Annotated in this window: 20 protein-coding genes; 5 read left to right on the forward strand and 15 right to left on the reverse strand. The window is 67.9% G+C overall.

Annotated features, from left to right (window positions below; translation table 11 throughout):
- Positions 1–150: 150 nt before the first annotated feature.
- From ABD301_RS41410 to ABD301_RS41450, 9 genes are all read right to left on the reverse strand, one after another.
- A complete protein-coding gene (locus ABD301_RS41410; protein ID WP_163572798.1) occupies positions 151–849 on the reverse strand; it encodes a class I SAM-dependent methyltransferase in 699 nt (232 codons plus the stop codon).
- Positions 850–851: 2 nt separating this feature from the next.
- Positions 852–1,994 carry a tRNA dihydrouridine synthase DusB gene (dusB, locus tag ABD301_RS41415; RefSeq protein ID WP_344315486.1) on the reverse strand — a complete coding sequence of 381 codons (1,143 nt, stop codon included), beginning with the start codon at positions 1,992–1,994 and terminating at the stop codon, positions 852–854.
- 13 nt (positions 1,995–2,007) lie between these two features.
- On the reverse strand, positions 2,008–3,597 hold the full coding sequence (locus ABD301_RS41420; protein WP_344315487.1) for a DUF5722 domain-containing protein: 1,590 nt from the start codon (positions 3,595–3,597) through the stop codon (positions 2,008–2,010).
- An 88-nt stretch (positions 3,598–3,685) separates the two neighbouring features.
- Entirely contained in the window at positions 3,686–4,537 is an 852-nt protein-coding gene (locus ABD301_RS41425; RefSeq protein WP_344315488.1) for a fumarylacetoacetate hydrolase family protein, read from the reverse strand.
- A gap of 71 nt (positions 4,538–4,608) precedes the next feature.
- The gene (locus ABD301_RS41430) at positions 4,609–5,235 is read right to left on the reverse strand and encodes a response regulator (protein ID WP_344315489.1); all 627 of its coding nucleotides are present in this window, start codon (positions 5,233–5,235) and stop codon (positions 4,609–4,611) included.
- Positions 5,232–6,461, reverse strand: a complete 1,230-nt coding sequence (locus ABD301_RS41435) for a sensor histidine kinase (protein WP_344315491.1) — start codon at positions 6,459–6,461, stop codon at positions 5,232–5,234. Before ABD301_RS41435 ends, ABD301_RS41430 begins: the two co-directional genes overlap by 4 nt.
- A complete protein-coding gene (locus tag ABD301_RS41440; RefSeq protein ID WP_163572799.1) occupies positions 6,458–7,189 on the reverse strand; it encodes an ABC transporter permease in 732 nt (243 codons plus the stop codon). The genes ABD301_RS41435 and ABD301_RS41440 overlap by 4 nt, the downstream gene beginning before the upstream one ends.
- The gene (locus ABD301_RS41445) at positions 7,186–8,133 is read right to left on the reverse strand and encodes an ABC transporter ATP-binding protein (protein WP_344315492.1); all 948 of its coding nucleotides are present in this window, start codon (positions 8,131–8,133) and stop codon (positions 7,186–7,188) included. The genes ABD301_RS41440 and ABD301_RS41445 overlap by 4 nt, the downstream gene beginning before the upstream one ends.
- A gap of 106 nt (positions 8,134–8,239) precedes the next feature.
- Entirely contained in the window at positions 8,240–8,905 is a 666-nt protein-coding gene (locus tag ABD301_RS41450) for a TetR/AcrR family transcriptional regulator (protein ID WP_344315493.1), read from the reverse strand.
- Between the two features lie 98 nt (positions 8,906–9,003).
- On the opposite strand from ABD301_RS41450, the gene ABD301_RS41455 reads away from it, so the two are divergent.
- A complete protein-coding gene (locus ABD301_RS41455) occupies positions 9,004–10,203 on the forward strand; it encodes an FAD-dependent oxidoreductase (RefSeq protein ID WP_344315494.1) in 1,200 nt (399 codons plus the stop codon).
- Positions 10,204–10,263: 60 nt separating this feature from the next.
- Here the strand turns inward: ABD301_RS41455 and ABD301_RS41460 are convergent, their stop codons facing one another.
- Together ABD301_RS41460 and ABD301_RS41465 are read right to left on the reverse strand one after the other, a co-directional pair.
- Complete coding sequence (locus ABD301_RS41460; RefSeq protein WP_163572802.1) at positions 10,264–11,643, reverse strand: glycine--tRNA ligase; 1,380 nt, start codon at positions 11,641–11,643, stop codon at positions 10,264–10,266.
- Positions 11,644–11,781: 138 nt separating this feature from the next.
- Positions 11,782–12,171 (reverse strand): antibiotic biosynthesis monooxygenase, encoded by a 390-nt coding sequence (locus tag ABD301_RS41465; protein WP_344315495.1) that lies wholly within the window; start codon positions 12,169–12,171, stop codon positions 11,782–11,784.
- 52 nt (positions 12,172–12,223) lie between these two features.
- Between ABD301_RS41465 and ABD301_RS41470 the strand changes: the two genes are divergently transcribed.
- From ABD301_RS41470 to pyrF, 4 genes are all read left to right on the forward strand, one after another.
- Entirely contained in the window at positions 12,224–12,514 is a 291-nt protein-coding gene (locus ABD301_RS41470; RefSeq protein ID WP_344315496.1) for a DUF6703 family protein, read from the forward strand.
- A gap of 70 nt (positions 12,515–12,584) precedes the next feature.
- A complete protein-coding gene (locus tag ABD301_RS41475; protein ID WP_344315497.1) occupies positions 12,585–13,745 on the forward strand; it encodes a YibE/F family protein in 1,161 nt (386 codons plus the stop codon).
- Between the two features lie 48 nt (positions 13,746–13,793).
- On the forward strand, positions 13,794–14,168 hold the full coding sequence (locus ABD301_RS41480) for a hypothetical protein (RefSeq protein ID WP_163572804.1): 375 nt from the start codon (positions 13,794–13,796) through the stop codon (positions 14,166–14,168).
- 89 nt (positions 14,169–14,257) lie between these two features.
- Entirely contained in the window at positions 14,258–14,932 is a 675-nt protein-coding gene (gene pyrF, locus ABD301_RS41485; RefSeq protein ID WP_344315499.1) for an orotidine-5'-phosphate decarboxylase, read from the forward strand.
- 214 nt (positions 14,933–15,146) lie between these two features.
- On the opposite strand, the gene ABD301_RS41490 is transcribed toward pyrF, so the two are convergent.
- From ABD301_RS41490 to ABD301_RS41505, 4 genes are read right to left on the reverse strand one after another with little or no spacing between them, the layout of a single operon-like run.
- A complete protein-coding gene (locus ABD301_RS41490) occupies positions 15,147–15,968 on the reverse strand; it encodes a metal ABC transporter permease (RefSeq protein ID WP_163572805.1) in 822 nt (273 codons plus the stop codon).
- Complete coding sequence (locus ABD301_RS41495; RefSeq protein ID WP_279582710.1) at positions 15,965–16,819, reverse strand: metal ABC transporter permease; 855 nt, start codon at positions 16,817–16,819, stop codon at positions 15,965–15,967. The genes ABD301_RS41490 and ABD301_RS41495 overlap by 4 nt, the downstream gene beginning before the upstream one ends.
- Entirely contained in the window at positions 16,816–17,580 is a 765-nt protein-coding gene (locus ABD301_RS41500; RefSeq protein WP_163572806.1) for a metal ABC transporter ATP-binding protein, read from the reverse strand. The genes ABD301_RS41495 and ABD301_RS41500 overlap by 4 nt, the downstream gene beginning before the upstream one ends.
- On the reverse strand, positions 17,567–18,502 hold the full coding sequence (locus ABD301_RS41505) for a metal ABC transporter substrate-binding protein (RefSeq protein WP_163572807.1): 936 nt from the start codon (positions 18,500–18,502) through the stop codon (positions 17,567–17,569). The genes ABD301_RS41500 and ABD301_RS41505 overlap by 14 nt, the downstream gene beginning before the upstream one ends.
- Between the last annotated feature and the right edge of the window lie 122 nt (positions 18,503–18,624).

Here is an 18,624-nt window from a genome sequence, read left to right on the forward strand (position 1 = left end):
GCCGCGTCGAAGGGGTGCCTCCAACACACCGGGCCACACATGGGGGTGTGCCATGAGGTTAGTTATCAGCGGCCCCCGCCGCAGCTCAGCTGTGAGCAGCCACACCGATTCAGCCGTACGGGACCGATAAAGCAGAGTTTGATATCACCACTACCCAAGGGTGAAGTAGACCATCGGGTTGTCCGTGCTCTTACGCACCGGTTGATCCAGCTTCAGGTCCCGGCGTAGCTCCAGCAGCCGCTGGTACGTCTGCCGGGCCCGGGCCGGAGCGGCGGTGAAATACGGCATGCCGTGGCGACCGAGGTGGCGCATCAGCACCGCGCCCTCGCTCAGCGGCACCGGCCGGCGAAAGTGGAACACGTCGTGCACGCTGACCCGGACGCCGCTGCGCAGCCCGGGGAACAGGTGCTCCAGATACCAGCGGGCGAAGCGCCCACTGTGAGCCGCGTCGATGAAGACGTAGTCGGGCGAGGACTCCAGCTCCCGCCAGCGGTCCTTGACATCGCCGTGGAGGAACGTCCGCCGCCCCGCCGCCAACTCGGCCGGCACGGTCCGCTCGGAGCTGTCGATCAGGTCGTACGAGAACAGGTGCCCGGTCCCGTTGTCGACCAGCGCCCGCAGGATCCAACTGGCCGACCAGCCGTGCAGCGCGCCGATCTCGACGACCGTCTCCGGGCGGGTGTCCCGTACGAGCAAGTACGTGATTTCCGCCTCGATGTCGTCCAGTTGCGCCTTGATCGGGCCGCGGAACCTCGCCAGCAGCTCACGCTGCGCGTTCCGGGCGTCCGCGAGCGGCTCCGCATACTTCTCGTACAGCTCGACGATCAAATCAAGGTCAATCGGGCGCACGGTCAGCCTCCCGAGGTGTCGAGCTCGGCGCCGAAGGGCGCGTCCGCGCAGTCGGCGGAGGCCAACCAGCCGTCCGGCAGGCTCACCTTGCGGATGCCGGTGCTGCGCCCGCGGGGCACCCCGAGCTCCGAACGTGGATACGGCTGGTCGAGGTCGAGAGTGCCGAGCAGGTCGTCCAGCTCGGCCAGCCCGGCGGCCATCCCGAGCGCCCGGCGAGTGTCGCCACCGACCCGGAATCCCTTCAAATACCAGGAAACGTGCTTGCGGAAGTCGGTCACCCCGCGCTGCTCGCCGAGGTGCTCGGACAACAGCTCGGCGTGCCGGCGCATCACCCCAGCGACCGCGCGCAGGCCCGGCAGGGCCCGCTCGGACCGGCCGTCGAAGGCGGCCGCGAGGTCGGCGAACAGCCAGGGCCGGCCGAGGCAGCCGCGGCCGACGACCACGCCCGCGCAACCGGTCTGCTCGACCATCCGCAAGGCGTCGTCGGCTTCCCAGATGTCGCCGTTACCCAGCACCGGCACGTCCAGCGCGGCCGCCAGCTCGCCGATCGCGGACCAGTCCGCGGTGCCCGAATACATGTCCGCTGCCGTACGCCCATGCAGCGCGACCGCGGCCACGCCGGCCTCCTGGGCGATCCGGCCGGCTCGTACGAACGTGAGGTGGTCGGGGTCGATGCCCTTGCGCATCTTCACGGTGACCGGGATGTCCGGACCGGCCTCGCGGACCGCGGTGGTGACGATCCGCTCGAACAGCCGCCACCGCCACGGCAGCGCCGACCCGCCACCGCGCCGGGTGACCTTTGGTACCGGGCAGCCGAAATTCAGGTCGATGTGGTCGGCGAGGTCCTCGTCGACGATCATCCGTACGGCCGCGCCAACCACCCCAGGGTCGACGCCGTAGAGCTGGACCGAACGGGGCCGCTCGTCCGGGTCGAACCGGACCATCTTCAGGGTCTTCTCGTTGCGCTCGACCAGCGCTCGCGTGGTGATCATCTCGCACACGTACAGGCCGGCGCCGTGCTCGCGACAGAGCCGCCGAAACGGCGGGTTGGTGATGCCCGCCATCGGCGCCAGCACCACCGGCGGCCACGCCTGGATCGGCCCCAGCCGCAACGGCCGTACGCCTACCCCTGCCGCGATCGTCATACGCCCAGGATATCTACGGCATCACGTACCCGAGCAATGACTCGGTGCGCTGCCCCTCACAGTGCGCGTCACCGGAGACGAAGTGGTCACCATTGCCGGGGACATAGCAGCGATAGAGCGGAACGCTGCCGCTGACTTGCGAGGTGTACGCGTAGCCCACCGGCCCGAGCGGCTGCAGGTTCTCGCAGTTCGAGTCCTGGCTCAGCAGGTTGTGGCCCTGACCTGGCGCGCCGACCATGCACTCGTACAGCAGGATCGAGCCGGGCTGCTGGTCGCGGAACAAGTGCCAGCTCTGCTCGGCGCCGAAGCCGCTGGGCAGCTGCCGGGTGGACGCCCAGTGGCCGCGGCTGGCGTTGTAGCCGCGGACCAGCTTGGTGTAGGGCAGCTGCTCGAAGCCGCAGGACAGCTGCGGCGGGTTCAGATCGTTGCGGTTCGCCAGCGCCCACACCGCCCACGACGGCTTCGCGCTGCCGTCGCTGTTGTGCAGGCCGAGCGAGACGCCCTCGTTGGGCTGGTCGGTCATCCGGTGGTAGACGTAGTTGCTGATTCCGGGCGTGCCGAGGATGTTCCGAAAGCCCGTACAAATCGCCGTCGCCTGCTGCTGCAGGGTCGACGGCGTCGAGTTCACCCCACTCTCGGTCAGCTCAACATCCCAGCTGGTCGGACGGTCCGGGAAGGTGGCCCGCAGCCAACCCTCGACCACTCCGACATCGCCATAGGTGACGTACGGGAAGTCGTCCGGTCCGAAGACCGTGCTGCTCAACGGATGCGCGTACGGGTGGATGGCGACCCGCCACTGCCGGTCGCCAGCCCGGGCCGCCAGGCCGCGGATGACGGTCTCGCCGGAGAGGGTGCCGTCGTACGACGCGGGGGCGTCCAGTTGGGAGCCGAACTGTTGGTCCAACGACACCAGCACCTTCGCCGTCGACTGCTCGAGGGTGATTTTGTCGTAGCCGGCGTTGTAGTTGTTGGCGATCTCGTTCAGCCACTGCGTCTGGTCGCACGCGACGCCCTGGCCGCAGCCGATGTCGAACCACGCGTTGGTGTTGACCTCGTTGTCCAGCACGAAGTCCGCTACCCGGCCGTGCCCGTGCTGACCGTCGTACCGCTGCGCCAACATCCCGGCGAACCGCCCGAAGTCGGCCGCGTTGTTCGGCGTACAGAAGATGTCGAAGCCGGCCGCCACCGGCGAGCACACCTTGCCCTGCCGGGCCCACGCCGGTGTCCCGTAGAGGACACCCGTGACGACCAGGCCAAGCGCGGTCCACTGCTGGATCGCCGCGTCGGTGTCGGCCGGCACGGTGAAGCACTGCCCGTCGTACTCCTGCTGGCCGCTGCCGCAGGGGGCCGCTGTCTGGGTCGCCTGCCAGGTGGCCCAGATCAGGTTCATCGCCACGCCACCGGTGTTGTTGCCGGCGATTTCCTGTTTGTTCGGCCAGAAATCCGGTTGCAGGGACTTGATCCGGTACGCGTCCCGGTTCGGGTAAGGCAGTGCTGTGGCGGACCGCCGGTCGGCGGCGGCCGCCGGGCCGGGTGCGACCCCGGCGACCAACCCAGCGGCCAGTAACGCGCCGACCAACACGATGACTCGCAGCTTGTTCACCCACATGCCTCTGCTCGTACAGCAGCGAAAGGCGGTGATCAACAGCCAAGGCCCGGAATCGACAGATTGGTTCCGGGCCTTGACAGACTCAGCTCGCGACGAGTTCCTGACGCTGCCGGCCGAGGCCGTCGATCTCAACCTCCATCACGTCGCCGGCGGCCAGGAACGGGAACCGCCCGGACAGTGCGACGCCTTCCGGCGTCCCGGTGTTGAGCAGGTCACCGGGCTCCAGCACCAAATACTGCGAGAGGTCGTAGACCAGGTGCGCGACCGAGAAGATCATGTCCGCGGTGGAGGAGTCCTGCCGCAGCTCGCCGTTCACCCAGGACCGCAGCCCAAGTTTCTGCGGGTCGACGAGCTCGTCCGCCGTCAACAAATACGGCCCCAGCGGGTTGAAGGTCTCGCAGCACTTGCCCTTGGACCACTGCCCGCCGGACTGCTCGATCTGGAAGGACCGCTCGGAAACGTCGTTGCTCAGCACATAGCCAGCCACATGGTCCAGGGCCTGGTCGGGCGACGACAAGTAGCGAGCACGCTTGCCGATCACCACTCCCAGCTCCACCTCCCAGTCCACTTTGGATGATCCGCGCGGCAGCAGCACCTGGTCCTTCGGGCCGACGACGGTGTTGGGGTGCTTGAAAAACAGGATCGGCTGCTTCGGCGGCTGGGCGCCGGACTCGGCCGCGTGCGCCGCGTAGTTCTGCCCAATGCACAGCACCGCGGACGGCTTCGCGATCGGCGCCCCGGTCCGCAGCGCGTCCGGGTTGTCGATGATGTCCAGCCGGCCGTCGGCGAGCGCGTCCCGTACCGACGCGATGCCGTCGGCGGCCAGGAAGTCACCGGTGATGTCCGGCGTGACGCTGGTCAGGTCGTACGTGGTGCCGTCAGAGCGCACGGCGGGACGCTCGGCCCCGGGTTCGCCCAGGCGAAGCAACTGCACGGCGTTTCTCCTTCTCCAGTCCGCATACCGGTCACCGCCGAGTATAGGAAACAGGAAGCGGGCGGCCGGCTCTAAGCGCCGGCGCCCAGCAGCCAGCCGTTCTCCTCGGCGAGGCGGACGGCTTCGGCGCGCGTACGGGCGCCGGTCTTGCCGATCGCGGACGACAGGTGGTTGCGGACCGTGCCCTCGCTGAGGCCCAGTTGGTACGCCAAATCCGCGACGGTGCCGCCGTCGCGGGCGGCCTTGAGGACATCCGCCTCGCGGGCGGTGAGCGGGCTCTGGCCGGTGGCGAGGCTCTCGGCGGCCAGCGACGGGTCGACGACCCGGAGGCCATTGCGCACCCGGCGGACCGCATCGGCCAGCTCGCGAGCGGGCGTGTCCTTCACCACGAAGCCGCTCGCGCCGGACTCCATCGCGCGGCGCAGGTAGCCGGGGCGGCCGAAGGTCGTCACGATCAGCACTCGGCAAGACGGCACCGCGGCCCGCAGTGCCTTGCTGGCCGCGATGCCGTCCATGCCGGGCATCTCCACGTCCAGCAGCGCCACGTCCGGCCGGTGTTCGCGGGCCGCCGCGACCACCTCGTCGCCGCGGCCGACCTCGGCGACCACGTCGATGTCCGGCTCCAGTGCCAGCAGCGCGGCCAACGCTCCCCGTACGAGCTGCTGGTCGTCGGCCAGCAGGACCTTGATCGTGGTCATGAGGTGGTGACCCGCAACAGAAAACCGCCCTCCGGCGAACGGCCGATGGTGAGCTCGGCGTCGGCCGCGGCCACTCGCTCCCCCAGCCCCACCAACCCATGGCCGCCGGCCAGCGAGCCGTCGGTGGTCACCGGCCCGGCGCCGTCGTCGGCGATCTCGATGCTCTTGCTCGTCAGGGTCACCCGGCAAAGTCTCGCCCCGCTGTGCCGGACGACGTTGGTGACCCCCTCGCGCAGCGCCCACCCGAACAACTGGCGGCGGGCGCCGGTCACCTGGTCGGCGCTGGACGGCAGGTCGGGCTCGATGCCGGCCGCGGTCAGCGCCGCCCGGGCGCCGGCCAGCTCCCCGGCCAGCGAGCCTTCCCGGAAGCCGGCCACGGTCGTACGCACCTCGGCCAGCGCGTCCCGGGCGAGCTGGTGCACATCGGCGATCTCGGCGCCGGCACGTCGCGGGTCGATCTCGGCGAGCCGGCTGGCCAGCTCGGCCTTGACCGAGATGACCGTCAGCGAGTGGCCAAGGACGTCATGCAGGTCGCGGGCCACCCGGGCGCGCTCGTCGGCGATGGCGAGGTCGCGGATCTGCTCGTTGGCCTGCCGGAGCGCGATCGACTGCTGGATGATCTTGCCGACTCCCCACATGCCGAAAGTGGCCGACAACGAGGTGAGCGCCAGAAACTCCCAGCCGTCCCAATGGTTCAGATAGCCGACCAGCGAGGCGCTGCCGATGCAGATGACCGCGACGATGACCGCCTCGATGGTGGACAGCATCGCCACGCCGGCGACCGCCACATAAAGGTAGGTGTAGAGCCCGGCGACCTCACCGCCCGGCACCACCAGGGCGGCCAGCCCGGCCAGCACCAGCAGCGAAAGCCAGCGCTCCCCCTTGATAAACGGTTTGCGGTTCCGCCAGCGCCGGTTCAACGCGAAAGTCGCGGTGTAGACCACCGCGAACAGGGTCAGCGCGACGATGCCGATCCACTTCCACGGTCCGTTTGGCCGGAACCAGAGGAAGAACATCGGGATCGCCAGGTATGCCTGCCAGATGGCGCCGTAGACCCAGCCGAACCGGCCGTTGCCCAAGCCGCCACCCGGCTTCGCGCGTACCGGCCACCAACCGGGCCGGTCGCGGCCGGTGACGACCGGAATGCTCGCCGGCTCGCAGCCGGAAGGCCCGGCTGGCCGCTGGTCGCGGTCGCCGGGGTCCTTGTCGACCGTGGTGGCAGTCATGCCCGAGAAGTATCCCGCCTGTACGCCCACATCGCGAACACGCCGATCACCACGGTCCACACCAGCATGGTGCCGACCGCCTGCAGGTTGACGCCAGCCGCAGCCAGCGGGTCCCGAGCCAGCTCACCCAGCCAGTACGACGGGGTCAGCTTCGCGATAACGGCCATGAAAGACGGCATGTACTGCACTGGGAACCAGAGGCCGCCGAACATGCTCAGGCAGAGGAAGACCGCGCTGGAGATCATCGCCGAGGTGTCCGCGGTGGCCAGGTAGCCGACGAACAGGCCGAGCACCCCGAACGGGATGGTGCCGAGCCAGAGCCCGATGCTGCTCTGCAGCCAGACCGTCAGCGGCAGGTGCACGCCGAAGACGAAGGCACCCAGCCCATACACCACCAGGATCGCTGGCAACGCGATCATGAGCGCGACCAGCAGTTTTGTCGCCACATACGCATACGGTTTCAGCGGCGTCAGGCGAAGCAGCCGGTTCCACCCGGTGGCGCGCTCGTTGGCGACCCGGCCGCCAACGTTGATCGCCGCGGTCATCGCACCGAAGGCGGCCATGCTCGCCATCGTGCTTTTCACCGCCGCGATGCCGCCCATGTTGGCTGACCCGTACAGGCTGGCCAGCAGGGTGAACATCACCGCCGGGATCCCGACGCCGAACAGGAAGAACCTTGGTTGCCGCAGGATCCGGCGGATTTCCAGCATGGTGTAGCGCGCGTTCATTTCGCTTCCTCCGTGGTGAGAGCCAGGAACGCCTCTTCCAGGCCCAGGCTGCGAATCTCGATGTCGGTGGCCTGCGGGTAGGCCGGCAGCAGCGCCCGAATCGCCGCGTCGGAGTCCGAGCAGCGCATCGTCGCCCGGTCGCCGACGAGAGTGGCCTCCTCGACCCCGGGCAAGCCGGCCAGCGACTGCAATGTCGCGCCCGGCACGGTGGCCGCCACCTGCCGGCCGGAGACCGCCGACTTGATCTGCGCCCCACTGCCGTCGGCGACCACCTTCCCGGCTCGCAGCAGCACGATCCGGTCGGCGAACTCGTCAGCCTCTTCCAGGTAGTGGGTGGCGAAGATGATCGTCCGGCCACCGCCGGTCAGCCGGCGCATCGCGGCCCAGAAGTCGCGGCGGCTCTGCACGTCCATCGCCGCGGTCGGCTCGTCCAGCACCAACAGCCGCGGGTCGGCGACGATGGCGAGCGCGAACCGGACCCGCTGCTTCTGCCCGCCAGACAGCTTGGCCGTACGACGTTTGGCCAGGTCAGCGATGCCGGCGCGGTCCAGCACCAGGTCCAGTGGGAGCGGCTTGCGATGCAGCCCCGCATAGAGGTTGACCAACTCGGCGACCGTCACGTCGTCCGGCAGCTGGCTGTTCTGCAACATCGCGCCGACCATGCCGGCGTCGGCGGCTTGCCGCACGGACTGGCCGAACAGCGCGATCTGGCCGCTGGTCGGACGGGTCAGTCCGAGCATCATGTCCACGGTGGTGGACTTGCCGGCGCCGTTCGGCCCCAGCAGAGCGACGACCTGGCCGGGTTCGAGGGTGAGGTCGAGCGCGTCGACCGCGGTGACCGCCTTGTATTTCTTCGTCAACCCGGTCAGCCGGACCGCCGGCGTGACCTGCCCAGCCGCTGAATCGGCCGAGTCCGCCGGGCGGATCTGCGATGTGATTGCCATGCCCCTGAGCCTGCCCGCTCGGGCCGACAGTTTCGCAGCGCATGCATCACCCCTGCCCCATGACGGATGTCAGGCCCGCACCAGTGACTTTGTCGTCCTGTCGTGGTCAGGGAGACAGCGCGCGTACGAGCAGGGTGAGCTGATCGGCGTACCAGTCGGCGGTTTGCGACTTCTCGATCCCCATGGCGGCGGCGACCGGCGCGAAGGCGACCGGCGCCGCCGCCGCGGCGAACATCATCAGGCCGAGCACTCGGGGGTCGACGCCGGGCGGCATCTCGCCGGTCCGCTGCCTGGCCCGGATGTCCTCGACGAACTGCCCCATCCACTCGGTCCGCAGGGTGCTGGTCTCCTCCGCGTCGGCAGGATCAGAGCCGGCAGGATCAGAGCCGGCGTCACCTGAGCCACCATCACCCGGGCCGGTGTCGCCCATGGCCTCCCAGATCAGCAGCCGGATCCCGTCTGGGTTGGCGGCGGCCGCCCTGGCGTAGTTCGCGGCCACCTCGGCCAACGGCACGCCTTGCGGATACAACGCCGGCTGGCTGTCCCACCAGGCCTGGTCAACGGCATCGCGGAGCCCCTGCTTGCCGCCGAAGTAGTACGAGATCAGCTGCTTGTTGACGCCCGCCCGGTCGGCGATTCGGCCGACCCGCGCGCCGGCATACCCGAACTGCGCGAACTCCACTCTCGCCGACTCCAGGATCGCCCGCTTGGTGCGCTCGGCGTCCCGCTGCCGGGCCGGCCCGGTCGGGCTGCGGCGAGTTTCGTTGCTCACAGGTACGACCTTAGCCGCTTCCCGACTAATTAGACAGATGGTTGACTAAGTTATCCATAAAGGTAATACTGACGGGGTCAAACGAGAGGATTGAGCAAATGGCAACGAATAAACCGCGCATCATCATCGCCGGCGCCGGCATCGGTGGTCTGGCGCTGGCCCACGCGCTGCGCGGCGGCGGCTTGGACGTGGTCGTCTACGAACGCGACCCGGCGATGACGACCCGTGGCATCGCCACCGGCTCTGCGCGGGCCCGCAACCAGGGCTACCGCATCCACATCGACATGAACGGCAACGCGGCGCTGGCTGCCTGTCTGCCGCCGGAGGTGTTCGACCTGGCGCTACGGACCAGCGCGGGCAGCCGCTATGCGGCCGGCCTGGTGGCCGGCTACACGGACCAGCTGCAGCAAATCATGGCCCAGGAGTTCCCCTCGACCCAGGAAGACCGGGACTCGTTCATCTTCGCGGTCGACCGGTTCGCGTTCCGGCAGAGCCTGCTGACCGGGCTGGACGACACCATTCAGTTCGGCCGGACGCTGGCCGGCTACCAGGTCGATGAGGCCGGGCGCGTACGAGTCGAGTTCAGCGACGGCAGCAGCGACGAGGCCGACCTGCTGATTGGGGCCGACGGCGTCGGTTCCACGGTTCGCCAGCAGCTGCTTCCGCACGCCACCTTGAAGGACCTCGGCATCCGGTGCATTTACGGCCGGATGTGGCTCAACGAGGAGACCGACAAGCTGCTGTCGGAAGACTTCGACCGCGGGTTTTCCTGGATCGCGGACCAAACCGGCTATGGCGCCGCTTTCGGGTCGGTACGCCTGCGTACCCCGGTCGAGGGCACCGCCGACTACCTGATGACCGTGCTGACCGCGACACCCGAGCGGATGGGCCTCACGGATCAGGAGCTTTTCCAGCTCTCGCCGGAAGAGCTGTGGAAGATCACGCTCCAGGCCACCACCGGCTGGCACCCGACCGTACGGGAGCTTTTCGGGCACGCCGACCCGGAGACGTTCTTCCCGGTCACCATCCGGGCCGCCGATCGCGTGCAACCGTGGGAGTCGGGTCCGGTCACGCTGCTGGGCGACGCGATCCACACCATGCCGCCCACTGGTGGGGCGGGTGCGAACACCGCCCTGCGGGACGCGCAGACGCTGGCGGAGGAGCTGCTTTGTGCCGGTCGCGGCGAAAAGTCGCTGATCGAGGCGGTCGCATCGTACGAGAGTGTGATGGTCCCGCGCGGATTCGACACCGTCGAGTCGTCGCTCCAGATGGCCGGCGACTACTTCGGCGACAACTGAAAATCCGCAACGCCCCGCTACCTGCGGCTCACGCGGATAGCGGGGCGTTGCGGACCGAAGTCAGCAGCCGATCAGGCGGGCACCGAGGTAGCCGACGACCTGATCCAGGGAGATCCGCTCCTGGGTCATCTCGTCGCGTTCCCGGATGGTGACCGCGTTGTCCTCCAGCGTGTCGAAGTCGATCGTGATGCAGTACGGCGTACCAATCTCGTCCTGGCGGCGATAGCGGCGCCCGATCGCACCCGCGTCATCGAAATCGACGTTCCAGTGTTTGCGCAGCTCAGCGGCAAGATCGCGGGCCTTGGGCGACAGGTCGGAGTTGCGCGAGAGCGGCAGCACCGCGGCCTTGACCGGGGCCAGCCGCGGGTCCAGCCGCAGCGACACCCGGGTGTCCTCGCCGCCCTTGGCGTTGGGCGCCTTGTCCTCGGTGTACGCGTCGAGCAGGAACGCCATCATCGACCGGCCGATGCCGGCCGCCGGCTCGATCACGTACGGCGTCCAGCGGACCTTCTTTTCCTGGTCGAAATAGGAAAGGTCGGAGCCGGACGCCTTCGAGTGGGTGGACAGGTCGTAGTCGGTCCGGTTGGCGACGCCCTCCAGCTCGCCCCACTCCGAGCCGGCCAGCCGGAAGCGGTATTCGATGTCCACCGTACGGGTCGAATAGTGCGACAGTTTTTCCTTCGGGTGCTCATAAAGCCGGAGGTTGTCGCGGGAGATGCCAAGGTCGGCATACCAGTCCGTACGAGTGTCGATCCAATACTGGTGCCATTTCTCGTCGGTGCCCGGCTCGACGAAGAACTCCATCTCCATTTGTTCGAACTCGCGAGTCCGGAAGATGAAGTTTCCCGGGGTGATCTCGTTCCGGAAGCTCTTGCCGGTCTGCGCGATGCCGAACGGCGGCTTTTTCCGGGCCGCGGTCATCACGTTGGAGAAGTTGACGAAAATGCCCTGCGCGGTTTCCGGCCGCAGGTAGTGCAGGCCCGAATCATCGTCGACCGCACCGAGGAACGTACGCAGCAGGCCGTTGAAATTGCGCGGCTCGGTCCACGCGCCTTTGGTGCCACAGTTCGGACAGGGGATGTCCTGCAGGCCGTTGGCCGGCTGACGGCCCTTGCGCTCCGCGTACTCCTCTTCGAGGTGGTCCGCCCGGAACCGCTTGTGGCAGGACTGGCATTCGGTCAGCGGGTCGGTGAAGACCTCGACGTGACCGGACGCGACCCACACGTCTTTGGGCAGGATGACGGCCGAGTCCAGACCGACGATGTCGTCCCGGCCGGTGACCATCGACTTCCACCACTGGCGCCGGATGTTTTCCTTCAGCTCGACGCCAAGTGGGCCGTAGTCCCAAGCCGATCGGGTGCCGCCGTAGATCTCCCCGGAGGCGAACACGAATCCCCTACGTTTGCAGAGGCTGACAACGGTTTCCACGAGATCGGCCATAATTCTCTCTCCATCCGGCTGGCGGTCGGCGGAACACTCAAGTCCACAACAGTTCAAGTGTTCGTTATTGCTGCTTTCAAGGCTAGCGAATTGCGTAAGGCGCCCGGTGACCCGGGCACATCGGGACGCAAGCCACGGTCAGTCCCGGTCGCCCGGCACCGGACCGGACGCTTCCCCGACGCGTACCGACCCAGCGTCCGGAGCCAGCCCGCTGGCCGCCTCAATGACGTCCACGCCGCCGGAGTCGTTTGGGTTCAACGACAGCAGCACCTCGTACGCGCCGGACTCCGGGATCGCCTCGGACAGCAGCGGCGAGGCGTACAGCTTCACGTCGTACGACGAGAGGGCGCGGCGGAACGCGCCGACGGACTTCCACTCGGTGACGACCGTCCACAGCGTCGGATCGTCGGCGGCCCGACCGAGCCGGCCGCGCTCGAAACCGGCGCACGCCGCGAAGGCGTCCAAAGCGGCACGGGCCCGCTCGGGGAACCCCGTTTCGGCGGTCTGGAACCGGCTGACGACGATCAAGGAAATGCCTCCTGCGAGGATGGTGAGCAGCTGTTCAGGCTACGGGAGACGGGTGGAGCTGGTTGTGGCGGAGTGGCGGGGAGTCCTGCAGGAGCGCACGGCTGGCGTCGCCGTACGGCTGTCGCGGGTGCCGCGGTTCCTGCTGATCGGGCTGTTCGGTGGGCTGGTGGTGCTCGGGCTGGCCGGCCCGGGCTTGCTTGGCGCCATCCCGTTGCTGCTCATCGCGGCCATCGGCGGGTGGCTGTTGCTGCTTGGCTGGGAGCAGCGCAGCGGGATCGAGCGGCTGCTGCGGTTGCTGGTGGTGCTCGCGATCGTGGCCCTCGCGGTCTACAAGCTGATTTGAGGCATCGGTGGGGGCGGGGCACGGACACGGACATGGACCGCCCGCGCCAGCCAGTCGGCAGGCCCGCCTGGTGCTGCTCGCCACCCTGCTGCCGATGGGGCTGGCGACCCTGATCGGTTTGCTTTTCCTCTATCCGTACGGCGGCACGCATGTCGGCGTGCCTCCGCAGTATCAGCCCTTTGTCACCGGCCAGGCCCAGATCGTGGACGGGACCGTCACTTCGATCACCACGCAGGCCTGCCCGGACAGCGGCACGGCCAACCAGGGCGGCGCAGCCGGCCAATGCCAGCGAGCCGCGGTGTCCGTCACCAGCGGCCCGGACACCGGCAAGCAGGTGACCATCGATGTCGGCGGTGTCACCGGCACACCCCTACTGGCGACCGGCGAGCGGATCACCCTGGCCCGTACGACCGCCGACGGCGTTGTCTATTCCTTCAACGACGTGGCCCGCGGCCCGGCCCTGATTGTTTTCGCTTTGCTCTTCGCGGCCGTCGTGATCGCGGTCGCCCGTTGGAAAGGCTTGGCCGCGTTGGTCGGCATCGCGGTGGCGGTCGCGATCGTGCTGCTTTTCCTTATCCCAGCACTGCTTGCCGGCCGCTCCCCCGTTCTGGTCGGCCTGGTGGCCTCGTCGGCGATTCTTTTCGCGGTGCTGTATTTGGCCCACGGTCGTACGGCCCAGACCTCGACGGCTCTGCTGGGCACGCTGCTCGGGCTCGGCATCAGCGCCGCACTGTCGGCGATCGCGGTCGCCGCAACCCATATCTCCGGGCTGTCCGGCGAAGACGCCGCCGCTTTGCAGGTGGCGACCAAATCCGTACCAGTCTCCGGATTGTTGTTGTGTGGCTTCCTGATCGGCGCGCTGGGCGTGCTGAACGACGTGACCGTCACGCAGGCCTCCGCGGTGTGGACGATGGCGGAGACCGACCCGACCGCGACCCCGCGGCAACTTTTCGCGCTGGGCATGCGAATCGGCCGCGACCATATCGCGTCCGCGGTTTATACGCTGGTGCTCGCGTACGCCGGATCCGCGCTGCCGATCATGCTGCTTTTCACGCTCTCGCAGCAGTCGCTGGGCACCGTACTGACCAGTGACCAGGTGGCGGTGGAGCTGATCCGCAGTCTGGTGGGAGCGATCGCCCTGGTGTTGTCCGTACCGATCACCACGGCCGTCGCGGCCGCCGTCGTACGCTCCACGTCCGCACTGCGCCGCCCAGGCGCCCATCGCGGCTAGACTTTTAGCGCTACAGTGACCGGCGATCCACACCTACCCGGAGGTCACATGACACGCAAGTTAGGCAAGATAGCCATCGCCGCCGCGATGCTGGCGAGCGTCGCCGCTTCGGTGCTGGTCACCAGCAGCCCGGCGGCGGCAAGCTACGAATGCACGTACGGCAAGGTCTGCCTTTACACCGGCACGTTCGGGAACGGCGCCAGGTGGGAAGCGCCGCACTGCGGCTTTACCCAACTGCCCGCGGGAATCGCGTTCCACACCCACTCAGTCCGCACCTACGGCAACGCGGTCCAGCTCCTCTGGCTGGACCAGGACGGCCAGGGCGGCGACTGGCTGCAGAGCGGCTACGTGGGTCAGTGGGTGGAGACCAACCTGGACGCGAACACCGCGGATCTCACCAGCGCGGTCAACGTCATCTGCTAGCAGCGATTTCGGGGGCGCCGCAAAATGGTGCCCCCGAACTCGAGACTTCCAGGCGCGTACGACAGGAACAGCGGGCAGAATCTGCGGACATGAGCATCATCGTGGCGCTGGATTTTGACAACCGGCAGGCCGCTGACGACATCGTCGAGAAGCTGGGTGACGCCTGCGGGTTCTACAAGGTCGGGCTGGAGTTGCTCACCGCCGTCGGGCCGGAGGTGATCCGCGAACTGATCGGAGCAGGCAAAGAGGTCTTCCTCGATCTCAAACTGTTCGAGATCCCGACCTCGGTCGCCCACGCCGTACGAGCCGCTGGCGCGCTTGGCGTGACCATGGTGACGGTCCACGCGATGGCCGGGGCAACGATCATGGAAGCCGCGGTCGAAGCGGCAAAAGACTACCCGGGCCTGAAAATCGCGGCACTGACCGTCGTCACCAGCCTCACCGACGCCGACCTGGCACAGGTCGGCGTCCGGTCGTCGGTCGAATCCCAGGTCGTACGACTGGCACAACTCGCCGAAAAAGCCGGCTGCCCGGCCATGGTGGCGTCACCGCGGGAAATCCACCTGCTGCGTACGGTCATCAACAAGGAAACCCTGATCGTCACGCCCGGCATCACGTTGGACCCGACAACCGAACACGCGAGATCGGCCACTCCCGCCGAGGCGATCCGGGCCGGCGCCGATCACCTGGTCATCGGCCGGTCGATCACCCACGCGGCCGATCCGGTGGCGGCTATTCAGGGAGCGGAGCGGAGCAAGGCATGAACTCCGAATCGCTAACCCGACCAACGCGGCGCCGCCGGGTTGAACGCGCGCTTATCTCGCGCGCGCGTCAACTTACGTAATGAAAACCCGCCACCCACCCCCCACCCTTCTGAAAGGGCGGGGCTCAAAATGTCACGACGGTACGACAGTTTCGCGCCGCACCCTAGGTAGACCTGCACAATCGGAATCCGATTGTGCAGAAATGACCGCGAGGCTACAACGACACCCGGGCCGACGGCAGGAGGCGCGCCAACGCGCCATAGCGCGGCGACAGCAGCAGGGAAACAACGAAAGCCAGCGCGGCGAGCAAAGTGATGGCACCGCCGGCGGCCACGTTGGCCTCGCTGGAAATCAGCAGGCCGCCGAGCCCGGAGCCGACACCGATCACCACAGCGATCACTGTCGTCACGCCGATGCGATCGGTCCACAGCCGAGCGGCGGCAGCCGGAGCGACGATGAGGGCGACGGAAAGGATCGTGCCGACGGCCGGTACGGCGGTGACGACGACAGCTTCGACGAGGACCAGCACCAGCAGGTCGAGAGCGCCGACGCGGTAGCCGGCCGCGCGCATGCCGCCGGAGTCGAAAGCGCCGAAGACGAGTTCCTTGTGCAGAGCGAAAAGAACCACCAGCACCACCAGTGCGATGGCCCCGGTGGTGACCAGATCCGAGACTTGGACGGTCAAAACAGAGCCGACCAGGTACGCGGAGAGGTCTTTGGTGAAGCCGGCCTGCGCCGACAGCAGCGCCACGCCGAGCGCGAAACCGGCGGACAGCACCACGCCGGTGGCGGCGGTGGTGTCTTGGCGGCGAGACAGGGCGGAGACGGCGAAAGCGACCAGCAGTCCGACGACCGCGCCGCCGAGGTAGAGGTTGGCGCCGATCAGCGCGGCCAGTACCACTCCCGGGAAGGTCGCGTGCGTCATCGCCATCGTGAAGAAGGACAGCCGCCGGAGCACCACGTGCACGCCGACCACGCCGGCGAGCCCGCCGACCATGGCGACCTCCAGGACCGCTCGTACGAGGTAAGAGCTCATCGCGCGACCACCACTCTCCGGACACCTGCGTAAGCAAGAGCCAGCACGTACGCGGCGACCAGCGCCAACACCACGGTGGCGCCGGACGATAGGCGCACGCCTCCGTACACGGATGCGCCGAAACTGATCACCAGACCGGCATAGCCACCGAGCACCCCGACCACGCAGCCGATCCCGACCACCAGCCCCAGCCGGTCGACCAGCAGCCGGCCGGTCGCCGCCGGCACGATCAACAGCGCGATCACCAGCACCGTGCCAACCGCCTGCACAGCGGCCACCACGACCAGCGCGACCAGCACGTTCAGCACCAGGTCAAGAGCGGCGACCGGATAGCCGGCGGCCCGCGCCCCGACGCCGTCGAAGGCGCGAAGGACCAGTTCCTTGCCGATCACCACCAGGGTGAGTACGACGATCGCGGCCAGTACGGCGGTCTGTACGAGTTGCGACCCCGAAACGGTCAGCACGTGGCCAAACAGGAATGTCGTCAGATCGGACGTGTATTCGGTCTGCCGTGAGACGACGACGACTCCGACGGAGAACATCGCCGTCAGCAGGACCGCCAGAGCCGCGTCGGAGCTGACCCGGCGAGCGGCAGTGAGGACGGTCAGCGCGACGGCGGTCAGTACGCCGGCGATCAACGCGCCGACGAAGATGCCGCCCTCGCCGGCAGCCACAAACCCGATCACCACGCCCGGGAAAACCGTGTGCGTCAGCGTGTCAGCGGCGAAGGCGAGCTTGCGCAGCAGCACGAATGCGCTGACCACCCCACCGAGCACGCCCAGGATGCACAGCTCAAGGAGCGCGCGGGCCATGAACGGCAGCGAGAACGGGTCGATGAGGTAGGCGCTCACGGACGGGACACGATCACGTGGTCGCCGTGCAGTTCCAACGCCTGCCCGCCGTACGCGGCCTGCAGCAGCTCGGGCGTCAGCGTCGCGTCCGGCGGACCGAAACCGAACTGGTGCTTGTTGAGCAGGCAGACCTCTTCGCAGGAGACATGCGCGAGCGCGAGGTCGTGCGTACTCACCACGACAGCGGCGCCATCGGCCTTGAGTTTCGCGACCGCGGCCAGCAGCGCGTCCTGGCTGACCGCGTCAACGCCGTTGAACGGCTCGTCGAGCAGCAGCAACTTGGGCTGCTGGGCGATCGCGCGGGCCAGCAGTACGCGCTGGCGCTGGCCGCCGGACAAGGTCCCGAACCGGTCTTTCGCCCGGTCGGCCAAACCGACCTGATCGAGCGCGTCGGCGGCGATGGCCTTGTCCGTACGACCGGGCCGCCGCAGCCAGCCGACGCTGCGATAGCGGCCCATAAGGACAACGCCGGCGGCGGAGATCGGGAAGTCCTCGTCGAGGGTGTCGGCCTGCGGCACGTACGCGACCTTGGACCGGGACGCCGCCGGCGACCCGCCGAGCACGGTGATCGCGCCACGGGCCACCGGCACCAGGCCGAGGATGGCCTTGATCAGCGTTGACTTGCCGGCGCCGTTCGGGCCGACCAGCGCGACCGCCTCGCCGGCCCGCACTTCCCCGTGCACGTCCTGAAGGGCGAGCACGGATCCGTACGCGACGGTGACCCGGTCGAAGACGAGGGTGGGTTCGTTATTTGAGGGCATTGACGATCACGTCGGTGTTGTGCTCTTCCATCTGGAGGTAAGTGGCGCCGGCCGAACCTGCTGGGCCGAGAGTGTCACCGTACAAAGAGTCCTCCCCGGCCTCGACCTTCACCCCGGCTTCCTGCGCGATCGTGGCCGCGGTCTTGGGCGGCAGCGAGCTCTCCGAGAAGATCGCCTTGGTGTGGGTGGCCTTGATCTGGGCGACCAGGTTCTGGATGTCCTTGCCGGACAACTCGGCGGAGGTGTCGAAGCTCGGGATCACCGAACCAACGAACTGCAGGTGGTAGCGGTCGATGTAGTAGCCGAAGGCGTCGTGGTTGGTGACCAGCTTGCGGTCGTCCGCCGGCAGCGTGTCGATCTTCTTCGCGATGTCCGTGTCGAGGGCGCGCAGCTTCGCCACGTACGCGGTGAGGTTCGCCTGGTACGCCGACGCGCCGGCCGGGTCGGCCTTCGCGAACGCCTTCTCGATGTCGGTCGACATGATGATCGCGTTCAACGGGCTGTGCCAGATGTGCGGGTCGCCGACCTTCTCCTCGTCGGTGCCGTTGCCCTTGCGTACGCTCACGCCCGCGCTGGTGTCCACCACGGTTCCGCTGAAACCAGCCGACGAGATCGTTTGGTCCAGCCATTTCTCCAGGTCAACACCGTTCTTGACGACGAGCTTGGCCTTGCCGATGGTGGCGATGTCGGCCGGCGACGGGTCGTAGTCGTGCGGGTCGACGTTCGGTTTGAGGATCTGCGTGACCTGTACGCGCGAACCGCCGACCTGGCGGGCGAAGTCGGCGACCTGGGTGGTGGTGGCCACCACGGTCAGCTTGCCACTGGCCGCGAGCTGCGTGCCGGTGGCGGCCCCGCAGCCGGCGAGCCCGACCGCCAGTGCGGTCAGACCGACCGCGAGTGCGGCTGTCCCTGTACGTTTCACCCGGATCCTCCATGGCCTAACGACATTGATTTTCAACTCTATTGAAAACCATAACCGATGTCGTTTCCAATGGCGGGGTGTTCAACGCAACATTCGGCCATCCCTCCCACCGACGAATCGGC

The sequence above is a fragment of the Fodinicola feengrottensis genome, from assembly GCF_039530045.1.
GTDB classification, from domain to species: domain Bacteria; phylum Actinomycetota; class Actinomycetes; order Mycobacteriales; family HKI-0501; genus Fodinicola; species Fodinicola feengrottensis.

What these genes read in the sequence shown, in the direction of transcription:
- dusB (WP_344315486.1), bottom strand. Translation starts at nt 1,994, where the DNA reads ATGACGATCGCGGCAGGGGTAGGCGTACGGCCGTTGCGGCTGGGGCCG.
- ABD301_RS41430 (WP_344315489.1), bottom strand. Translation starts at nt 5,235, where the DNA reads ATGACCACGATCAAGGTCCTGCTGGCCGACGACCAGCAGCTCGTACGG.
- ABD301_RS41435 (WP_344315491.1), bottom strand. Translation starts at nt 6,461, where the DNA reads ATGACTGCCACCACGGTCGACAAGGACCCCGGCGACCGCGACCAGCGG.
- ABD301_RS41440 (WP_163572799.1), bottom strand. Translation starts at nt 7,189, where the DNA reads ATGAACGCGCGCTACACCATGCTGGAAATCCGCCGGATCCTGCGGCAA.
- ABD301_RS41445 (WP_344315492.1), bottom strand. Translation starts at nt 8,133, where the DNA reads ATGGCAATCACATCGCAGATCCGCCCGGCGGACTCGGCCGATTCAGCG.
- ABD301_RS41455 (WP_344315494.1), top strand. Translation starts at nt 9,004, where the DNA reads ATGGCAACGAATAAACCGCGCATCATCATCGCCGGCGCCGGCATCGGT.
- ABD301_RS41460 (WP_163572802.1), bottom strand. Translation starts at nt 11,643, where the DNA reads ATGGCCGATCTCGTGGAAACCGTTGTCAGCCTCTGCAAACGTAGGGGA.
- ABD301_RS41480 (WP_163572804.1), top strand. Translation starts at nt 13,794, where the DNA reads ATGACACGCAAGTTAGGCAAGATAGCCATCGCCGCCGCGATGCTGGCG.
- pyrF (WP_344315499.1), top strand. Translation starts at nt 14,258, where the DNA reads ATGAGCATCATCGTGGCGCTGGATTTTGACAACCGGCAGGCCGCTGAC.
- ABD301_RS41490 (WP_163572805.1), bottom strand. Translation starts at nt 15,968, where the DNA reads ATGAGCTCTTACCTCGTACGAGCGGTCCTGGAGGTCGCCATGGTCGGC.
- ABD301_RS41500 (WP_163572806.1), bottom strand. Translation starts at nt 17,580, where the DNA reads ATGCCCTCAAATAACGAACCCACCCTCGTCTTCGACCGGGTCACCGTC.